The following is a 1,201-nucleotide window of genomic DNA, read 5'->3' on the forward strand; positions in this document are numbered from 1 at the left end:
GCTAGTGCCTCGTCTTTGAACGTTGATCGTGTAATCCGTCGGTGCTGAGGACGTGTCGGGCAGGCTGTCTCCCAACGATTCTTGGGAGGTGGTGGCCAGTGGGTAGACGCCCGGAGGTGTTCGTCCGGCAGGTTTCGATGGCCGAGGGGCAGCGGTTGCAGCGCATCGGTCGGACGGCGAAGGATCCCGTGAAGCTGCGGCGGGCGATCGTGGTGCTGATGTCCGGCCAGGGGCAGCCGGCGCCGGACATCGCCCACCTGCTCAAGGTGACCGAGGACTACGTGCGGGACGTGATCCACGCGTTCAACGAGCGGGGGTTCGACGCGCTGGACCCAAAATGGAGCGGGGGCGCACCGAGACGGATCGATGAGCAGACCCGGGACTGGATCTGCGTCATCGCCCGGTGCGACCCCCGCTTCCTCGGCCGGCCGTTCTCCTGCTGGTCACTTGCCAAGCTGCGCGACTACCTGATCGACACCGGCCGCGTGAGCACGATCAGCGTGGAGACCGTCCGGCGGATCCTGCACGAGCGCGGGGTGTCCTGGCAGGCCACGAAGACGTGGAAGGCCAGCACCGACCCCGACTTCACTACGAAGATGCGCCGCGTGTTGGACCTCTACGACCATCCACCTGCCGACGGGCGCGTGATCTGCGTTGATGAGTTCGGGCCGTTGAACCTGCAACCCCGCCCCGGCCGGGCCTGGCGACCGCAGGGCGAGCCGGTGCGGCTGCGGGCCACCTACACCCGCGACCAAGGAGTCCGGCACATGATCGCCGCCCTGGACCTGGCCACCGGCCGGCTGCATTACCGCATCCGCGACCGCAAACGGTGGCGCGAGTTCCTCAGCTTCCTCAAGACCCTGCGCCGCCGCTGGCCCGACCAGACGCTGCACGTCATCCTGGACAACTTCTCCACGCACAAGCACCCCGAGGTCCGCGCCTGGTGCAAAGCCAACCAGGTCGAGCTGGTGTTCCTGCCGACCTACGCGTCCTGGCTGAACTGGATCGAAGCCGAGTTCGCCGCCGTGCGGTACTTCGCGCTCAACGGCACCGACCACCGGACCCACGCCGAGCAGGACGCCGCCATCGGCGACTACATCCGATGGCGCAACCAGCACGCCCGACCAAAAACCGGATATGCCACCAACTCCAAGATCCGCCACCCGGATTACCCGTTCAAGGCTGCATGACGAGGCACTAG

1 protein-coding gene is annotated in these 1,201 nt (G+C 66.9%); it reads left to right on the plus strand.

Annotated features, from left to right (window positions below; all coding sequences use genetic code 11):
• Positions 1 to 98: 98 nt before the first annotated feature.
• The gene (locus ABZS37_RS32665) at positions 99 to 1,190 is read left to right on the plus strand and encodes an IS630 family transposase (protein WP_355175458.1); all 1,092 of its coding nucleotides are present in this window, start codon (positions 99 to 101) and stop codon (positions 1,188 to 1,190) included.
• Positions 1,191 to 1,201: the final 11 nt, after the last annotated feature.

Origin of the sequence: Micromonospora sp. NPDC005413, assembly GCF_040606435.1 — a bacterium.
In the GTDB taxonomy this organism is placed as follows: Bacteria; Actinomycetota; Actinomycetes; order Mycobacteriales; family Micromonosporaceae; genus Micromonospora.